Genomic DNA, 17,746 nt, shown 5'->3' on the forward strand with positions numbered 1-17,746 from the left:
CCACATTTGCACGAACCCCTGCCGTGCCGCGCGCAACCATGGCAGGCTCGAGAGTGACGCGTGGGGCGTGGGGGAAGGCCAATCGAAAGGACGAAGATGAACGCACAACTACGCAGACCGATGGCGCTGATCGCCGGTGTGATCGCGGCGCTGGCCATCTGCTGCGGGCTGATGGGCGCGGCGCACGCCGGCCCGCTGACGGCGCCGGCGGATGGCACATACCTGACCTACCAGTATGCGGGGCAGCGGCTCTACATCGGCGCGATCGGCTCATCGGAACAAGGGCACGTCTACTGCATCGAGGCTGGCAAGGCCTCGGAACTGTCCTACAGCCAGGAGATCGCGCTCGCTGACACCGATCAGGCGCGGCGCGTGGCCTGGCTGGCGGAGGAATACCGCGAATCGCGTGACGCACGGATTCACGCGGGCATCGGCGTGCTGGCCCACCGGTATTTCGATCTGGACGCCAACGCGTGGCAGTCCCATTGGGCGGTCATCCAGGGCCAGCATCCGGACCTGGCCCGAACCGCGGACGAGCTGTGGAACCAGGCCGGCCAATCCATGCCTGCATCCACACAGGCTTCATACGCTTATGAGGAGGGCCTGCGCTCCGGTACCGTGAGCGTGGGCGTGAAGAACTCGTCCGGCGTCATGGTGGCCGGCGTACCCTATAGCGTGACCTTATCCGGTCCGGCGGAGTTCGTCGGCGGCGGGCAGCGGGTCCAGGGCGTCTCGGCGGATAAGACGATCACCCACGCGTGGCGTGCCACCGGCGAGGGCGAGGTTTCGGTGAGCACCACCTACCAGCGCCCGGCGTTGCAGCAGCTGGTCAGCAACCAGGATTACGTGCGCTTCGCGGGTAACACCGACGTGCCGGGATCCGGCGTCCGCTTCTCGGTGCGCAAGGCGTTCACGCCGGCCCTCGGCACGGTTGCGGAGCAGCATGTGGTCGATGCCGGGCAGCCGGTGGCTGATACTGTGACCTCCGGTGTGGCCGGCGCGACCGACCACTGGGTGCCCGGATTGGAACTCAACGCCACGGGCTGGTATTTCGACCGGATCGATCCCGACGCGTTGGACGGTGCCATCAGTCCGGAGCAAGGGCAGAGCGCCGAGGCGTTCCTGGACGCCCTGGCCTCCCGCGGCTACACGCCCGCCGGCTACGGCGAAGCGGTATTCGACGGCCCCGATCAGCATGCGACCGTGCAGGCGCACACCGCGGACGGCGAACCTTATCTGGCACCGGTCGACGGTGGGTTCGGCACCTGGGTGTGGGCGTTCGAGCGCGGCAGGCAGAGCGAGCAGGCCCGGGAATACATGACGCAGGACGTGGTCACCCCATTCCTGGAGATCCCGGAGACCAATGCGAACCGTGCGCGAGCGACCGTGGAATCCACCGTCACCGAACATTCCGCCACGGTAGGCGCGGAATTGAGCGATACCATCACGGTTTCGGGCTTTCCCGACGACCACGGCTCATTCGACGGCGATGACTCGTACGGGTTCGGTGCGGACAACGCGTACGCCCAAGTGCGTGTCTGGTGGGCGGGCGACCCGGCCGATCCGAACAACGACGAGGCATACCGCCCCGACACGGTGGCGGAGCCGCGGGAGGACGACAACCATCGACTGCTGGGCGTATGGGACTATCCGGCCGCCAACGGCACGATCCGTGTGGGCGGCGGCGCTCCCGACGCGCACGGCGAACCGGTGCACATCACCGCGGAGCAGCACGGCTGGTACGTGTTCGTCTACAGCTTTGCCGGCGACGACCGGGTCATGCCTGTGACCAGCGCCTACAACGACGGCTGGGAGCGTACCAGGGTCAATGAGTATGACACTCCGGAACGGCCGGTAATCACCACGCAGGTGGGCCCGGAAACCGTCAACGTCGGCGATCCATTCCATGACACCGCACGCATCACCGGGGACATCCCTGAAGGCTCGTTCGTGGTGTTCGACGCCTATGAAGCCGTACCGGAGGGGCAGGAGCCAGGCGGCAACGGCAAGTTGGTGGATGCGCACCGCGTGCCGGTGGACCACACCCTGCCCGAACAGGTGGTCTCCAGCCCCGAGGTCCGATCGGAGGAGCCGGGATTGGTGTATTGGAGGGCCGCGCTGATATCCGGGGAGGGCGATGTGCTGGCCACCCATGAGCTCGGTGTCGAGGGCGAGGTCGTGACCGTGGAGGAGCCCGTCGAGCCCGTCACTCCGGAGAAGGCCGATCCTCTGCCCCAGGCCGGATCCGATCTGCTGGCCGTATTCGGCGTGGCGGTGGCGGCCTTGGCGGTGGGAGCCGTCATGCTCGCCAGCATCCGGCGCCGCTCCTGACACAGGCAACCCGGTGCCGTTCATAGCACCGCATCACCAATTTTCAACGTTCACATTCCCAAGGAGAAGACCATGCAACATCACATCAGCCGCACAATGTTGGCCGCAGCCTGCGCCGGCACCGCACTCCTGTACGGATTTTCACTCGCCGGAACCGCCGCGGCCGCCGACCAAGCCACACTGACGCTCAATGCCGCGCAAGGATCCACCTTGGCCGGACACACGTTCGGTGTGTACCGCATCGGCGGCTACCATGACGCCGTCAGCTCGGGAGAAGCCATCGCCAGTTTCGGCGTGCGGGGCACCACCGCATCCAACGCATGGGCCCAGGACGCCATTGACAATTACAACCAGGCCGAAGCGGAGGATATCGACATCCCCCTCGGGTATGACGCGGCCGGTGCCGTCGCCTCCCTGGCCGATACGGGCAGCGCGATGCAGATCCGCGGCATAGCCAAGGCCCTGGCCGAATCCAGCCGTAGGCCCGCCGCAGCGAAAACCGTCACCGGTTCCGGCATCCAGGCGGTTGTGACCGTGGAGGAAGGCTATTATCTGGTTGTGGATTCGCAGGGCGCCCCCATGCTCATCGGCACCAAGATCGATGGCAGGAGCCTGAACGGCACCGAACTGGGCGTGGCCACGGTCAAATCCAAAAGCATCACCGTCGACAAGCGAATCGGCGCCGATACGTCGTCGCTCAAGGACCACGGCAGCTACACGGTCGGCTCGGTGGTGACCCAGACCATCACCACCAGCGTGCCGAACGGCAAACTCGGCGGCGCGTTGGCATGGAAGATCACCGATACGCCGTCAGGTTTGGTATACGTCAAGGGCACGTTGGATGCCGAACTCCGGGACGGCACGAATGTGACCGATCTGCTGGATGTATACGATTCGGTGGGCGCCGCGGTGCCCGGTGACGAGAGTCTGAAGGACGCCTCCGGCGCGCGCACCGATCCCGACCTGACAGTGCCCGAGGGCGGATTCGTCATCGACGCCAAGCGGCTGATGGCCGCACACCCGAACCGGCAGGTGACGTTGACCTACCAGGCCCGGATCACCACCGTCAAGGCGAGCAACGTCGCCGCAGTCACCACCGTGTTCGCCGACGGCACGGACAGCACGCCCGTGAGGAACGAGGATGAATCCACCAGCACCGCCTACGGTTTCGATCTGGATAAAACCAGCTTCGACGATCCGTCGCTGAAGGTCAACGGTGCCGGATTCAAGATCTTCGACCAGGACCGCGGCCAGTGGCTGAGTTATGCGCCGTCCACCGGACAATGGAGCGACGCCCGCGACCAGGCGTCGGCCACCGAGTTCGTCACCGGCGACACCACGCATGACGGCACGGTCGACTCCCGGGACGATGCGGCCAAGGCGGGCAACCTGCGGTTCGACGGCCTGGGTGCGGGCACATATCTGATTCAGGAGACCACCGCGCCGGAGGGATATTCCAGCTACGACATCGCCATACCGAGCCTGACCGTGACGATCACGGAGAACGGTGCGGTGACGTTCGAGGGCAAGGATCTGCCCGACCTGAGCGTGGACGACGGCGACGGCAGTGTGACCGTGGCGAATATCGCCAGTCTGACCGATCTGCCGCAAACCGGTGGGGCATGGAGCGCCCTGCCGTGGATCCTGGCGGCGCTCGCCGTCGGTGGCATCGGTCTGGCCGTCGTCAAAACCGGCGGCATCATCCGCCGTGGATATACGCGTCGATGACCCTCGATGAATCGGAGATCAGATGCGTATCGGAAGAACACTCATCGTGACCTGCGCGCTGGCGGTATCCGCCGGCATGATGTGCGGCACCCACGGTATCGCCGCCGCTCAGGAACAACGGGTCGACCATATAACGGCTGCAACGGCGGACAATGCCGTCGACGAGCCCATCCCCTCCACGCTGATCGGCGTCGGTGGCGGCAAGGACACGCAGGAGGGTACGACATCTACGGACTCCTCGGGTGTCACGGACTCCTCGGGTGTTGGGGACTCTCCGGAATCCGCATCCGCTGACAATCCACAGGATGTTGGGCCGCAAGACTCCGCACCGGATACCCGGCCACAGGGCGCAACGCCGCGCAGTGCGCCGCCGGCGGCCCGGGTGGATGGATTCGTGACGCATAACCAGAAGCCCCGGAGCGTGGAGCTGGACTACTGGGCACCCGTCGACGGATACGGCAGCGCCGTGAGCGTGGGGCAGGGCAGGTTCGCGGGCGACCAGACCAGTCGGCTGCTGGAGGCCGCCGCGGTGGCCTCCGCCGGCGGGGAGGCGGTACTACACCCCGATTACCATGCCGGCCAGGGATTCAGCGGCGATCGCGACTACGAGTTCGTGGGATGGAGTCAGCTGTACCTGTCGGACTCATACCCGTGCGTGCAAGAGGACGGCCATGTGGTCACCGCTTCGGACTTCACCGACCCCAACCCGCATGACACCTGGTATTGGGAACCGGGCATGACCTACACGCCGCCGACCGCCGGCAGGCTGACCAGCAGCGATCCGAACGCCACCGAGGCGTACTGGTGGATGCAGGGCGACCTGTACGCCACCTACAAGCCGCTGATCCGCTACCACGCCAACGGCGGTGGCGGCAGCATGGAATCCACCACGGACATCGTGGCCGCCAACCGGTTCACAGCCCCATCGGGCAAGGAGTTCGAGGGGTGGAACACCAAACCGGACGGCACCGGTTCGTGGTATTCCGTCGGACAGATCGCCGGACGCGCCTACACCACGCTCGGCGGCCTGGCCGCGCACGACCCGGCCGGCACGGTGGGCGACGAGACGAAGGAACCCTACCAGCCGCTCCTGCTGTACGCGCAGTGGGATAAGGGCGGCGGGTCGAGCGAGGCCGCCAAGCTGATCTTCAACGGCGTCTGGTTCAACACCGGCGTCTACGCGTTCAACAACGATCCATGGAGGGTCTCGCCTCCTGCGGCGATGATCGACGCGCTCGAACGCAAATTCCCCGGCAACTACGGCCTATCCATGAGCGGCGACCTCGGATACCATGATAAGGTCCCGTTCGACGTGGAACATCTGCCGGACATGTCGCGCTATCAGCTGACTGTGGCCATCAACGCTAACTACGAGACACTCAGACCGATACCGTACCTGCACGACACGCTGAGAGGCGAGTGGGAGCTGATCGGGTGGAACACCGAGCCGGACGGGTCGGGCACCATGTACGCGCCGGGCGCCAAGTTTCACGTGCCGCTGGGCGTGACCCACCTGTACGCGCAGTTCCGGCCGACCAGCCCGGACGCGGTCCGCAAGGTGCACGTGACCTATGAGGCGAACGGCGGCACCGGCGGCATGGACGGGCACACCGTGCCCATCGGGGAGAACGTCACCATCAAACGCAACGAATTCACGCGGGAGGGGTACCAGTTCGTCACCTGGAATACCGAACCGGACGGCAGCGGACAGGAATATGGGCCGGGCACGGCCATCCAACCCGCCGACGACATCACCCTCTACGCCCAATGGCGGACGGCGCTGACCACCCTGCCGTTGACCGGCGGCACAGGGCGGACGCCTCCGGTCGGGGTGGGAATGGCTGCGGTCGGAGGACTGCTGGCCGTGTCGGCGGGAACGGCGGGTGTGGCGTTCCGGGTGATGCGGCGCAGACGACGATCCGGAGACCCGGGCGGCAGCGGCGGTTCCGAGTCGAAGGGCGAGGACGATCTCAACGGCATGCTGCAGGGCGGCATTCAGGATCGGTTTCACATCGCGGGCGAGGGCACCCGGGCATGAGCATGGACGCCGCTGACACCGCCTATGACGCCTCGCGGAATGTGGTGTGGTCCGGCTGGTATACGATTCTGGCCGGGCCGCGGCCACGGCGGGAACACCGGCTGCTGCGGTCGGCATCCAGCCTGTTGCTGGGTGCGGGCGTGATGATGCTGGCCGCCGCGCCGGTGATCGGATGCTGGCCATTGGTCGAACAGGCGGCGAATGCGCACGTGCAAGCCGAACAGGTGCGCAGCGTGGTGGCCGCCAACTGGCCGCAGCAGGAACGCGACGTGGGGGAATTGCGGCGAGCGCGTGCATACAACGCCGCCATATTGGCTTCGGGGCAGCCGACCCTGGGTGAGCCGGTCGACCCGTTCAGCGGCAGCGTCCACGGCGATTTCAGCGGGCGCGACGATGCGGAGTATCTCGGTCAATTGGATGACGACCACGGGGCGATGGCCGTAATCGACGTGCCTTCGATCGGGGTCTCCCTGCCTATCGGCCATGGGTCCGACGAGGCCACGCTGGAGCGCGGGGCCGGGCATTTGCACGGCACGAGCCTGCCCGTCGGTGGTATGGGCAGCCATAGCGTCATCACCGCGCACCGAGGGTTGCGGGATAAGCTTATGTTCACGAGGTTGGATGAGATGGAAAGCGGCGATCTGATGTACATCCGCGTGGAGGGTGAAACCTTGGCCTACCGGGTGGATCGCATCGCCGTGGTCGAGCCTGACGACACCGCGGCGCTCAGGGCATCGGCGGATGAGGATCGACTCACGTTGATGACTTGTACGCCGTATGGGGTGAATACGCACCGGCTGCTGGTCTCCGGCGTGCGCGCTTCAATTCCCGACGATGCGCCTCCCATGGATCAGGCTCCGGATGATGGGCGGTTTGCGCTCGTCATCGGCGGTCTGACGGCGTTCGCCGCGGGTGCGGCCGGGTGCACCGTCATCGCGCTGCGCCGATGTCGCAGACCCATCTACGCCCGTCATGCCGCTGCACTAACGCACTGACACACCGCTGCGCCGCGCGCTGCGTGTCTCGGTCGGCAGCCCAACCGGACTCCGGCGAGGCGCCGTCCTGACGGCGCATGTCTTCCGCGAACACGAATAAAAATACCGCCGCTTCGGAGGATTCCGAGGACGGCGGTCAAGTGGTAGCGGGGCATGGATTTGAACCATGGACCTCTGGGTTATGAGCCCAGCGAGCTACCGAGCTGCTCCACCCCGCGTCGGCTTGCCTTGCGGCAGCTCTATCTACGATAGGAGTTGTTTTCGGAAAGTCAAACCGGCGTGTCGTGTGTGTTGGACGCATGCGCCCACCGTACGTGCTGACGTGGGATTCAGCGGAGCGTCTGCGTCGGGTTTGCGCCTGTCCGCGCGAACCGCGCAGGCGCCGTAGCCGTACCGGCCATCCGTTTGCCATAATGGGAACCATGCCTATCAAGATCCCCAGCGGCCTGCCGGCCAGAGCCATACTCGATTCGGAACGCATCTTCGCGTTGGAGAAGCCCGAGGCGGAACGTCAGCGTGTCCGCCCGCTCAAGCTGGTGATCCTCAACCTCATGCCCAAGAAGATCGAGACGGAGACCCAGCTGCTCCGCCTGATCTCCAAGTCCCCGCTGCAGGTGGAGATCGACTTCATGAAGACCTCCACGCACGAGTCCACCCACGTCAGCGCCGACCATCTGGTCAAGTTCTACGAGACGCTTGACTCGTTCCGCAACAACTACTACGACGGATTCGTGGTCACCGGCGCGCCTGTGGAGCATCTGGCGTTCGAGCAGGTGGACTATTGGGACGAGTTCGAGGCGATCCTGGACTGGGCCGGGTCTCATGTGTTCTCCACCATGTACCTGTGCTGGGGCGCGATGGCCGCGCTCAACCACCGGTACGGCGTGCGCAAACGCGATCTGCCCACCAAACTGTTCGGCGTGTTCCCGCAGTATCTGCAGGATGAATACTGCTTCCTGACCAACGGTTTCGATGAGATCGCCCTGCAGCCCCACTCCCGGCTGGCCGGTGTGGATGAGGACGATGTGGCGGCCAATCCCGACCTGCAGGTGCTGACATGGGGCCCCCGATCCGGCCCCGGCCTGATCGCCACGCGCGACTTCTCCGAAGTGTTCGCGCTGGGCCACTGGGAGTACGGCAAAACCACGCTTGCCGAGGAATACGAGCGCGATATGGCCAAGGGGCTGACCAACGTGCCGTTCCCGGAGAACTACTTCCCGCATGACGATCCGTCGCTGGAGCCGTTGTTCTCGTGGCGCGCGCATGCCAACCTGCTGTGGCGCAACTGGCTTAATTGGGTATATCAGACCACGCCATACGATTTGACCGAGGTGCCGCGGCTGCGCGCCGAGAAGCGACTGGGCACCGACCGGTCGATCCGCCATGAGCCGGGCGCCCCTCGCACCGACGGGTTCCGACCCTTCCTCGACGACGGATACGGGGTGGTGCGGGCGGCGGCGACCACGATGTGAACGCCTGAATTGTGAAGAAAATCGATGCCGCCGGCTGGAGTGTCGCGTTGATGGCAGGAAGTCGGGGCCGGTGGTAGTATGCGTATCCAGCCGTTCGGAACCGGCTCCGAATCCCTGATGGGGACCGCCGGAGTCGTGTTCCGCAACCGGGATGGACGGAAGTAACCGTAACGTCACATTTCGCCCGTTCTGTTGGGTTACACTGACAGCAGACATGAAACAGGAGGCGAGAGTATGGGTTCAGTGAGCGACGCGATGCTGCTGGCGGCCGAATCGGGGCCGCACCTTCCCTCCGTGAGCGACTTCCTGCCTCCGGAGATCCTGTTCGAGGGCACGCCGTTCGCCATCAACCGCATCATTCTGGTACGCCTGGTGGCCACCGTTATCATGCTGACGGTCCTGATCATCACCGCGCGCCGCGCCAAGGTCATTCCGGGCCGTTGGCAGGCTGCGGTCGAATGGCTGCTCGATTACATCCGCGACAACATCATCTATCAGGTCATGGGGCCGATTCGCGGTCGCCGTTACGTGCCGATGATCACCACCATCTTCATGACGGTGTTCATCTTCAATCTGTGCGGCATCATCCCCGGTATGAATATCGCGGCCACCGCTTCGGTGGTGATGCCGTTGGCCTTCGCGCTGTGGGTGTTCGTGCAGTATTGGCGCGCCGGCATCAAGGAGCACGGCTTGGGCGGCTTCCTCAAGGAGGAGCTGCTCCCCGCCGGAGTGCCGTGGCCGATCTACATCATCCTGACGCCTGTGCAGCTGCTTGAGCTCGTGCTGATTCGCCCGATCTCGCTGACGGTGCGACTGTTCGCCAACATGGTCGCCGGTCATCTGCTGGTCGCCACCTGTTACGCGTTCACCCAGTTCTACCTGATTGAATCCGCGGGAGCCGCGGTCAAGGTCGGTGGCGCGTTGTGGCTGTGCGGTGGTCTGGTGTTCACCTGCTTCGAGATGTTCGTGGCCGCATTGCAGGCATACGTGTTCGCGATCCTCGCCACGGTCTACATCAACCAGAGCTACCCGGAGGCGGAGTAGCCCGGAATATACAGATTTCGGCCCGTGGAGGTCACGGTGCCGTTCGGAATTGTCAGATTTCGGTAAGAAAGGACAACACCATGGATATCATCACCCTCGCCGAAGTTGCCGGTAACATCAGCCTGATCGGTTACGGCATCGCTGCTCTGGGCCCGGGCCTGGGCATCGGCATCGTGGTCGGCAAGGCTCTTGAGTCCACCGCCCGCCAGCCTGAGGTCGCCGGCCGTCTGCAGACCCTCATGCTGATCGGCGCCGCCATGATCGAGCTTCTGGGCCTGCTGGGCTTCGTCGCGTTCATGCTGGCGATGTGATCCGGAGCTGTTCGCTCATCATTGACGGCAGCCCGGTAAACAGAAAGGAGAAGCCATGCCGCTAGCGGAGGAAGAAGTTTCGGGAATCGCGTTGTTCATTCCCGAGATCTACGACATCGTGTGGTCGCTGGTCGTTCTCATCGTCATCGCCGTGGCGTTCTATGTGGTGATCATGCCGAAGTTCCAGGCCGTGTTCGATGAACGCGCCGCCCGGATCGAAGGCGGCATCGCCAAGGCCGAGCAGGCTCAGCGCGAGGCTGAGGACACAAAGCGCAAGTATGAGGAGCAGCTGAGCCAGGCGCGCGTCGAAGCGTCCAAGATCCGCGACGACGCCCGTAGCGAGGCCTCCCACATCATCGCCGACGCTCGTTCCCGTGCCGAGTCCGAAGCGGAACAGATCACCGCCAATGCGCAGCGAGCCATCGAATCGCAGCAGCAGCAGGCGATGGTCAGCCTTAAGGGCGAGATCGGCACCCTGGCCACCGCGCTTGCCGGCAAGATCCTTGGCGCCAAGTTGCAGGACAACGCCACCCAGTCCGCGATGATCGACCAGATGATCGCCGATCTGGACGATGACAAGCAGTGACCGGCGTATCCGACCACGGGAATATGAGGAAAGGGAGGTGACAGATGCGAGGAGAGGCCTCACGTATCGCCGACCGCGTCTCGCGTGACTCACTGGCCCCGAAGCTTCGGGCCACGGCTGAGGACGCGTGGCGCATCGGTAACGAGCTGTTCTCGGTCACCAATGTGCTCGATCGCAATATCAGGCTCGAACGCGCCCTCACCGACCCATCGCGTCCGGTGGAGGACAAGGTCGCGCTGCTGAACAAGCTGGTCGGCGACCAGGCCCACGAGATGACGATGGAGATCCTCACCGATCTGGTCGGTCGCCGGTGGAGCCGCGTCTCGGACATCGCGAACGCCGTCGAGGATTTCGGCGTGGACGGCATGATGTACTATGCCGACGCCACTGACGCCACGCTGCAAGTCTCGATCGAACTGGCCGAGCTGCATTCGGCCTTGCTCAACCTGCCGGTGATCCGCTCCGGCCTGAGCAGCGACCACGCCCCCGCCGAGGCCCGCATCAAGCTGCTGTACGCGCTGGTCGGAAATAAGGACCTCAACAAGGTCACCATGCGTCTGGCGGAACACGCCGCATGCAATCCACGCAACCGCAGGTACCTGTCCACGATTCACTGGCTGATCAACAAGTTCTCCCGGCATATGGGCGAATCGATGGTCACCGTGACCACCGCCGCGCCGCTGAATCAGGAGCAGGTCGACAAGCTGATCGCCGTGTATTCGAAGAAGCTCGGACGTCCGGTGCACATCAATTCGAACGTCGACCCCACGGTGATCGGCGGCATGCGCATCGAGATCGGTGACGAGGTGACCGACAACACCGTGGTGGCCCAGCTGCAGCAACTGCAGCGCCGTGTGACCAACGGGATGCGGACCTGAGAGACGTACCAGACAACACAACAATCATCAATAAGGAGTGATCATGGCAGAACTGACCATTGATCCCGCCGCGATACGCAGTGCGCTCGAGGATTTCGTCGAGTCGTACAAGCCGAGCGACACACCCACTCAGGAAGTGGGCTATGTGGCCACGGCCGGCGATGGCATTGCGCACGTGGAGGGACTGCCTGGTTGCATGGCCAACGAGCTGTTGACCTTCGAGGACGGCACCCTCGGCCTGGCGTTCAACCTTGACGCCCGCGAGATCGGTGTGGTTATCCTCGGCGACTTCGCAGGCATCGAGGAAGGCCAGGAGGTCCGCCGCACCGGCGAAGTGCTGTCCGTGCCCGTCGGCGACGGATATCTGGGCCGCGTCGTGGACCCGCTGGGCAACCCGATCGACGGTTTGGGCCCGATTCAGAGTGAAGGCCGTCGTATTCTCGAGGCGCAGGCCCCGGACGTCATGCACCGTCATCCGGTCGACGAGCCGATGTCCACCGGTCTGAAGGCCATCGACGCCATGACGCCGATCGGCCGCGGCCAGCGTCAGCTCATCATCGGCGACCGCCAGACCGGCAAGACCGCCATCGCGATCGACACCATCATCAACCAGAAGGCGAACTGGGAGAGCGGTGACCCGAAGAAGCAGGTCCGTTGCATCTACGTGGCCATCGGCCAGAAGGGCTCGACCATCGCCTCGGTCAAGCAGAGCCTTGAGGAATCCGGCGCGATGGAGTACACCACCATCGTGGCCTCCCCGGCCTCCGACTCCGCCGGCTTCAAGTACATCGCCCCGTACACCGGTTCGGCCATCGGCCAGCACTGGATGTACAACGGCAAGCACGTGCTCATCGTCTTCGACGACCTGTCCAAGCAGGCCGAAGCCTACCGTTCGATTTCGCTGCTGCTGCGCCGCCCGCCGGGGCGTGAGGCCTACCCGGGCGACGTCTTCTACCTGCACTCCCGCCTGCTCGAACGCTGCGCCAAGTTGTCGGACGACCTGGGCGGCGGCTCGATGACCGGCCTGCCGATCATCGAGACCAAGGCGAACGACGTCTCCGCGTACATCCCGACCAACGTGATCTCCATCACCGACGGTCAGATCTTCCTGCAGTCCGATCTGTTCAACGCCAACCAGCGTCCGGCCGTGGACGTCGGCATCTCGGTGTCCCGAGTCGGCGGCGCGGCGCAGACCAAGGCGCTCAAGAAGGTCTCCGGCACGCTGAAGATCTCGCTGGCCCAGTACCGTTCGCTCGAGTCCTTCGCCATGTTCGCCTCCGATTTGGATGCGGCTTCGAAGGCCCAGCTGACGCGTGGCGCCCGACTGACCGAGCTGCTCAAGCAGCCGCAGTTCTCCCCCTACTCGATGGAGCAGGAGGTCGTGTCGGTGTGGGCCGGCACGCACGGCAAGCTCGACGATCTCGAGTTGGGCGACGTGCTGCCGTTCGAGCGCGGTCTGCTGGATTATCTTGACCACAACACGGATATCCTCGCCACGATCCGCGACACCGAGGACTTCACGGCTGATACCGAGGCTGCTCTGGATAAGGCGGTCGACGACTTCCGCGCCACATTCGTGACCGGCGCCGGCAAGCCGCTGATCGAGAAGAAGCAGGCCCCGGTCAAGCCCACCCCGGTCGAGCAGGAGCGCATCGTGGCCAACGCCGAGCGCCCCGAGCACGATCCGGACAAGCATCCGCTGGCAGGGGAGAAGAAGTAGACATGGCATCGCAGCTCGCATTCAAGTCAAGGATCGCCTCCACCGCGTCGCTTGAGAAGATCTTCAACGCGCAGGAGATGATCGCGTCTTCGCATATCGCCAAGGCCCGTCAGGTGGCGTTGGAGGCGAAGCCGTACGCTGATGCGATCTTCGATGCAGTCCAGGCGGTGGTGGCCCACGGCCATATCTCGCATCCGATCGTGCGCAAGGAGGAGAACAACCCCAAGGTTGCCGTCCTGGCGCTCACCTCGGACCGTGGTATGGCCGGCCCTTACACCTCGTCGATCATCCGTGAGACCGAGCAGCTGCTCGCCCGTCTCGACGAGGCCGGCAAACAGCCGGAACTTTATGTGTATGGTCGCCGCGGAGTGACGTACTACAAGTACCGCAACCGCGACATCGTGCAGACGTGGGAGGGCGATACCGACAAGCCTGGCGTCGAGGTCGCCGACTCGATCTCCAATGCGCTGATGGACGCGTACATGCGGTCGGCTGCGGAGGGCGGTGTCTCGGAACTGTACATCGTCTACACCGAGTTCATCAACATGGTGGTGCAGAAGGTGCGCGTGCTGCGCATGCTGCCGGTGGAGCTGGTCGAGGCCGAGACCACGGTGGGCACGGACCCCGAGGTCGACGCCGTGCAGGACGTTTCCCCGCTGTACATCTTCGAGCCGAGCATTGAAGAGGTGCTGGACGTGGTGCTGCCCAAGTACATCCGCTCCCGCATCCACGAATGCCTGCTCGAGGCTGCGGCCTCGGAGACCGCCAGCCGCCAGAACGCCATGCATACCGCCACGGACAACGCGCGGAAGCTGATCGACGACCTGACCCGCAAGCTCAACGCCTCGCGTCAGGCCTCGATCACCCAGGAACTCACCGAAATCATCGGCAGCGCCGACGCGCTGAACACAAAGGAAGAGTAGGAACGCGAAATGGCTGAGAATCAGACCACAGCGGCTCCCCAGGCAGCGGCGGCGGAACCGTCGATCACCGGACGCGTGACCCGCATCCAGGGATCGGTTATCGACGTCGAATTCCCGGTGGGCCACCTGCCCGACATCTACAACGCCCTGAAGGTGAACATCAACAATGTGGGCAGCACCGAAGGCGAGACGCTTCATGAGATCACGCTTGAGGTGGAACAGCATCTGGGCGACTCCACCGTGCGTACCGTGGCGCTGAAGCCCACCGACGGCCTCGTGCGCGGCGCCACCGTCACCGATACCGGCGGCCCGATCAAGGTGCCGGTCGGCGACGTGACCAAGGGACACGTCTTCGACGTCTCCGGCAACATCCTGAACAAGAAGGAAGGCGAGACGATCACCGTCACCGAGCGGTGGCCGATCCATCGCAATCCTCCGGCGTTCGACCAGCTCGAATCCAAGACGCAGATGTTCGAGACCGGCATCAAGGTCATCGATCTGCTCACCCCGTACGTGCAGGGCGGCAAGATCGGCCTGTTCGGCGGCGCGGGCGTCGGCAAGACCGTGCTGATCCAGGAGATGATCCAGCGCGTGGCCCAGAACCACGGCGGCGTCTCCGTGTTCGCCGGCGTCGGCGAACGTACCCGTGAGGGCAACGACCTGATCGGCGAGATGGAGGAGGCTGGCGTCCTTGAGAAGACCGCGCTGGTCTTCGGACAGATGGACGAGCCGCCGGGGACGCGTCTGCGCGTGCCGCTGACCGCCCTGACGATGGCCGAGTACTTCCGCGACGTGCAGAACCAGGACGTGCTGCTGTTCATCGACAACATCTTCCGCTTCACCCAGGCGGGCTCCGAGGTGTCCACGCTGCTCGGCCGTATGCCGTCCGCCGTGGGCTACCAGCCGAACCTGGCGGACGAGATGGGTTCGTTGCAGGAGCGCATCACCTCCACCCGCGGCCACTCGATCACCTCGTTGCAGGCCATCTACGTGCCCGCCGACGATTACACCGACCCGGCCCCGGCCACGACCTTCGCCCACTTGGATGCGACCACCGAGTTGTCCCGCGACATCGCCTCCAAGGGCATCTACCCGGCCGTGGACCCGCTGGCCTCCACCTCGCGAATCCTGGACCCGCGCTACGTGGGCCAGGCGCATTACGAGTGCGCCAACCGCGTCAAGGCCATCCTGCAGCGCAACAAGGAGCTGCAGGACATCATCGCCCTGATCGGCATCGACGAGCTCGGCGAGGAGGACAAGACCACCGTCAACCGCGCCCGCAAGATCGAGCAGTTCCTCGGCCAGAACTTCTACGTGGCCGAGAAGTTCACCGGTCGTCCGGGCTCGTACGTGCCCGCGGAGGAGACCATCGAGGCCTTCACCCGCATCTGCGACGGCGTCTATGACGAGGTGCCGGAGCAGGCGTTCTCGGGCATCGGCGGCATCGACGACCTTGAGCGTCGCTGGCACGATATGCAGAAGGAGTTTGGTGCGTGATGGCCACTTCGAGCATGCAGGTGAACATCGTCGCCGCCGACCATCCGGTCTGGGCGGGGCAGGCGAAGTCCGTCGTCATTCCCGCATATGAGGGCGCGATGGGCATCCTGCCTGACCACCAGCCGATCCTGACCCTGTTCAAGGAGGGCGTGGTCACGGTCACCGACATGAACGACGAGAAACACGAGTTCGAGGTCACCGACGGGTTCATCTCGTTCGACTCGAACAAGCTCACGGTCGCCGTGGAACGCGGTCGTGACGTGGTCCGCCGCGCCGGAGAGCAGTCCGAAGCGGAATAGAACGCCAACAACCCCGTATATCGGCCCCTCGCGCACAACGCTTGCGCGAGGGGCCGATTCGTTACAGGGCCGCTTGTTCCCCGCACACTTTTCCGCAGTCGCGAAGCGGCCGGGCGCGGCATGGGGTATGGTGGTGGCTTGTGCGAATCATAGTTGCCGATTGCTCCGCCGAATATTCCGGCCGTCTGAACGCGTCCCTGCCGCTGGCCAGGCGCGTGCTGCTGATCAAGGCCGACAACAGCCTGCTCATCTTCTCCGAGCTGGGCTCGTACAAGCCGCTGAATTGGATGGCCGCGCCTTGCACAATCAAGGAGATCGTCCCGGCCGACGCGGACGCCGACGTGGACACCGCCGTCCCGGAGAAGATGCTGCGCGTCTGCTCGGACAAGTCCAGCGACATCCTGGAGGTCACGCTCCAGCACATCTACAGCGACGAATCCTATGACCTGGGCGAGGACCCCGGTCTGGTCAAGGATGGTGTGGAGGATCATCTGCAGCGCTATCTGGCCGAGCAGATCGAGCGCATCGGTCGGGGCGCCAAGCTGGTGCGCCGCGAATACCCGACCGCCATCGGCCCGGTGGATATCATGGCCGTGGACGCGGAAGGGCGGCATGTGGCCATCGAGATCAAGCGGCATGGCGGCATCGACGGCGTCGAGCAGCTGACCCGGTACTGCGAACTGCTCAACCGGGACCCGTTGCTGGCTCCGGTGCGGGGCATCTTCGCCGCGCAGACCATCACCCCGCAGGCCCGTGTGCTGGCGCAGGACCGCGGCTTCGAGTGCCTGATCCTGGATTACGACGAGATGAAGGGCACCGACTCGGACGAGATCAGGTTGTTCTGAAACACGGTTCGCACCACTTCAGGGTTTAACGAGAAGAGCCGCGGAATTCCGCGGCTCTTCATCATATTATCCGAGGTAGTGCGAACCTATGTCAGTACGCCGCCAGGATATCGACCACGAACACCAGCGTGGCGCCGCCCGGAATCGTATCCCCGGAGCCGGAATCGCCGTAGCCCAGGTCGGAAGGCACGATCAGCAGCACCTGCGAGCCCACCGTCTGTCCGGTCAGGCCCTGCTGCCAGCCGTCAATCACGCCATCAAGCGAGAAGTCGGAGGGCTCGCCGCGGTCCCAGGACGAGTCGAACTGCGTGCCGTCCAGCAGCCAGCCGGTGTAGTGCGCCCGCACCGTGTCGCTCTCCTGCACCTCCTTGCCCTCGCCCTTGATTAGCGTCTGCACCACCAGCTGGTCCACGTCGCCCTGGCCGTTCATATCGATCGACGGCTTGCCGTCCTTGGCAAGGGTGACCTTCGGCAGATCGGCCGGGATATCGGTGACGGCCTCGCCTTCGGCACGGGTCGGATCGGTGGATTGGGAGACGATGGTCCATATCCATGCGTACGGCTGACCGCTGTCGTCATTCGAACCGATCGCGAAGGTGGTGTTGATGGTCGCGTCGGCGATCAGCGAATAGATCGGGTACTGTGCCACCGTATCCTCGGTCAGCAGCGTCGAGCAATCGGGGGTGTTCTTCTCCCAGGAGCTGGCCATCTCGGAGCCGTCGTTGAGATTGACGGCAAAGGCCTGCATGCACACGCGATTGCCTACCTTGACCTTGTCCCCATTCCCCTTTTGGAGTACCGCGTACGCGCCATCCTCCACGCTCATCGGGGCATGGAATTTGACCGTCGGCTTCTGCCCGGGCTCGCCCTCGGCCACCAGTCCGGCGATCTGCGGCAGGTCCTCCAACGCGTCGGCGGACGACTGCGAGGAATCGCTCGAATCGTTGGAATCCTTGGAACCCTCGGCCTGGTCGCCGCCGTTGCACGCCGCAAGCGTGGCACACATGACCAGCGCGCACAGCGCCGCGAGCAGCTTGCCGAACAGGGAAATCGATGTCTTGATATGCATGGCATCAACA

The 17,746-nt window shown here is 64.5% G+C and carries 15 protein-coding genes and 1 tRNA gene; 14 read left to right on the forward strand and 2 right to left on the reverse strand.

Features of this window, described 5'->3' with window-relative positions:
• The first annotated feature begins 96 nt into the window (after nt 1-96).
• From BIGA_RS04140 to BIGA_RS04155, 4 genes are all read left to right on the forward strand, one after another.
• Nucleotides 97-2,331, forward strand: a complete 2,235-nt coding sequence (locus BIGA_RS04140; protein WP_033507191.1) for a hypothetical protein — start codon at nt 97-99, stop codon at nt 2,329-2,331.
• A 72-nt stretch (nt 2,332-2,403) separates the two neighbouring features.
• Nucleotides 2,404-4,059, forward strand: coding sequence for a SpaA isopeptide-forming pilin-related protein (locus BIGA_RS04145; RefSeq protein ID WP_051917073.1), 1,656 nt, complete (start codon nt 2,404-2,406; stop codon nt 4,057-4,059).
• 22 nt (nt 4,060-4,081) lie between these two features.
• Nucleotides 4,082-6,097, forward strand: a complete 2,016-nt coding sequence (locus BIGA_RS04150; RefSeq protein ID WP_081929424.1) for an InlB B-repeat-containing protein — start codon at nt 4,082-4,084, stop codon at nt 6,095-6,097.
• Nucleotides 6,094-7,092 (forward strand): class C sortase, encoded by a 999-nt coding sequence (locus tag BIGA_RS04155; RefSeq protein ID WP_051915967.1) that lies wholly within the window; start codon nt 6,094-6,096, stop codon nt 7,090-7,092. The genes BIGA_RS04150 and BIGA_RS04155 overlap by 4 nt, the downstream gene beginning before the upstream one ends.
• 141 nt (nt 7,093-7,233) lie before the next feature.
• Here BIGA_RS04155 and BIGA_RS04160 read toward each other — a convergent pair.
• Nucleotides 7,234-7,310: transfer RNA gene (locus BIGA_RS04160), tRNA-Met, on the reverse strand.
• A 204-nt stretch (nt 7,311-7,514) separates the two neighbouring features.
• Between BIGA_RS04160 and BIGA_RS04165 the strand changes: the two genes are divergently transcribed.
• From BIGA_RS04165 to nucS, 10 genes are all read left to right on the forward strand, one after another.
• Nucleotides 7,515-8,564, forward strand: coding sequence for a homoserine O-succinyltransferase (locus BIGA_RS04165; RefSeq protein ID WP_033507196.1), 1,050 nt, complete (start codon nt 7,515-7,517; stop codon nt 8,562-8,564).
• A gap of 234 nt (nt 8,565-8,798) precedes the next feature.
• A complete protein-coding gene (gene atpB / locus BIGA_RS04170) occupies nt 8,799-9,608 on the forward strand; it encodes a F0F1 ATP synthase subunit A (protein ID WP_033507198.1) in 810 nt (269 codons plus the stop codon).
• Nucleotides 9,609-9,688: 80 nt separating this feature from the next.
• A complete protein-coding gene (atpE, locus tag BIGA_RS04175) occupies nt 9,689-9,919 on the forward strand; it encodes an ATP synthase F0 subunit C (protein ID WP_033507200.1) in 231 nt (76 codons plus the stop codon).
• A gap of 55 nt (nt 9,920-9,974) precedes the next feature.
• Nucleotides 9,975-10,505 carry a F0F1 ATP synthase subunit B gene (locus tag BIGA_RS04180; RefSeq protein ID WP_033507202.1) on the forward strand — a complete coding sequence of 177 codons (531 nt, stop codon included), beginning with the start codon at nt 9,975-9,977 and terminating at the stop codon, nt 10,503-10,505.
• Nucleotides 10,506-10,549: 44 nt separating this feature from the next.
• The gene (locus BIGA_RS04185) at nt 10,550-11,383 is read left to right on the forward strand and encodes a F0F1 ATP synthase subunit delta (RefSeq protein WP_033507204.1); all 834 of its coding nucleotides are present in this window, start codon (nt 10,550-10,552) and stop codon (nt 11,381-11,383) included.
• A 43-nt stretch (nt 11,384-11,426) separates the two neighbouring features.
• On the forward strand, nt 11,427-13,103 hold the full coding sequence (gene atpA, locus BIGA_RS04190) for a F0F1 ATP synthase subunit alpha (protein ID WP_033507209.1): 1,677 nt from the start codon (nt 11,427-11,429) through the stop codon (nt 13,101-13,103).
• Nucleotides 13,104-13,105: 2 nt separating this feature from the next.
• Complete coding sequence (locus BIGA_RS04195; RefSeq protein ID WP_033507211.1) at nt 13,106-14,026, forward strand: F0F1 ATP synthase subunit gamma; 921 nt, start codon at nt 13,106-13,108, stop codon at nt 14,024-14,026.
• 9 nt (nt 14,027-14,035) lie between these two features.
• Nucleotides 14,036-15,523: a F0F1 ATP synthase subunit beta gene (atpD, locus tag BIGA_RS04200; protein WP_033507213.1), complete on the forward strand. Its 1,488-nt coding sequence runs from the start codon at nt 14,036-14,038 to the stop codon at nt 15,521-15,523.
• Nucleotides 15,523-15,822 carry a F0F1 ATP synthase subunit epsilon gene (locus tag BIGA_RS04205; protein ID WP_033507215.1) on the forward strand — a complete coding sequence of 100 codons (300 nt, stop codon included), beginning with the start codon at nt 15,523-15,525 and terminating at the stop codon, nt 15,820-15,822. The genes atpD and BIGA_RS04205 overlap by 1 nt, the downstream gene beginning before the upstream one ends.
• 140 nt (nt 15,823-15,962) lie before the next feature.
• Nucleotides 15,963-16,667, forward strand: a complete 705-nt coding sequence (nucS, locus tag BIGA_RS04210; RefSeq protein ID WP_033507217.1) for an endonuclease NucS — start codon at nt 15,963-15,965, stop codon at nt 16,665-16,667.
• Nucleotides 16,668-16,758: 91 nt separating this feature from the next.
• Here the strand turns inward: nucS and BIGA_RS04215 are convergent, their stop codons facing one another.
• On the reverse strand, nt 16,759-17,736 hold the full coding sequence (locus BIGA_RS04215) for an FKBP-type peptidyl-prolyl cis-trans isomerase (protein WP_152596016.1): 978 nt from the start codon (nt 17,734-17,736) through the stop codon (nt 16,759-16,761).
• Between the last annotated feature and the right edge of the window lie 10 nt (nt 17,737-17,746).

Origin of the sequence: Bifidobacterium pullorum subsp. gallinarum (assembly GCF_000741215.1) — a bacterium.
GTDB classification, from domain to species: Bacteria; Actinomycetota; Actinomycetes; order Actinomycetales; family Bifidobacteriaceae; genus Bifidobacterium; species Bifidobacterium pullorum_B.

Bases quoted from the DNA above. Each gene is read 5' to 3' on its own strand.
- BIGA_RS04140 (WP_033507191.1), top strand. From the start codon at position 97: ATGAACGCACAACTACGCAGACCGATGGCGCTGATCGCCGGTGTGATC.
- BIGA_RS04145 (WP_051917073.1), top strand. From the start codon at position 2,404: ATGCAACATCACATCAGCCGCACAATGTTGGCCGCAGCCTGCGCCGGC.
- BIGA_RS04150 (WP_081929424.1), top strand. From the start codon at position 4,082: ATGCGTATCGGAAGAACACTCATCGTGACCTGCGCGCTGGCGGTATCC.
- BIGA_RS04155 (WP_051915967.1), top strand. From the start codon at position 6,094: ATGAGCATGGACGCCGCTGACACCGCCTATGACGCCTCGCGGAATGTG.
- BIGA_RS04165 (WP_033507196.1), top strand. From the start codon at position 7,515: ATGCCTATCAAGATCCCCAGCGGCCTGCCGGCCAGAGCCATACTCGAT.
- atpB (WP_033507198.1), top strand. From the start codon at position 8,799: ATGGGTTCAGTGAGCGACGCGATGCTGCTGGCGGCCGAATCGGGGCCG.
- atpE (WP_033507200.1), top strand. From the start codon at position 9,689: ATGGATATCATCACCCTCGCCGAAGTTGCCGGTAACATCAGCCTGATC.
- BIGA_RS04180 (WP_033507202.1), top strand. From the start codon at position 9,975: ATGCCGCTAGCGGAGGAAGAAGTTTCGGGAATCGCGTTGTTCATTCCC.
- BIGA_RS04185 (WP_033507204.1), top strand. From the start codon at position 10,550: ATGCGAGGAGAGGCCTCACGTATCGCCGACCGCGTCTCGCGTGACTCA.
- atpA (WP_033507209.1), top strand. From the start codon at position 11,427: ATGGCAGAACTGACCATTGATCCCGCCGCGATACGCAGTGCGCTCGAG.
- BIGA_RS04195 (WP_033507211.1), top strand. From the start codon at position 13,106: ATGGCATCGCAGCTCGCATTCAAGTCAAGGATCGCCTCCACCGCGTCG.
- atpD (WP_033507213.1), top strand. From the start codon at position 14,036: ATGGCTGAGAATCAGACCACAGCGGCTCCCCAGGCAGCGGCGGCGGAA.
- BIGA_RS04205 (WP_033507215.1), top strand. From the start codon at position 15,523: ATGGCCACTTCGAGCATGCAGGTGAACATCGTCGCCGCCGACCATCCG.
- BIGA_RS04215 (WP_152596016.1), bottom strand. From the start codon at position 17,736: ATGCATATCAAGACATCGATTTCCCTGTTCGGCAAGCTGCTCGCGGCG.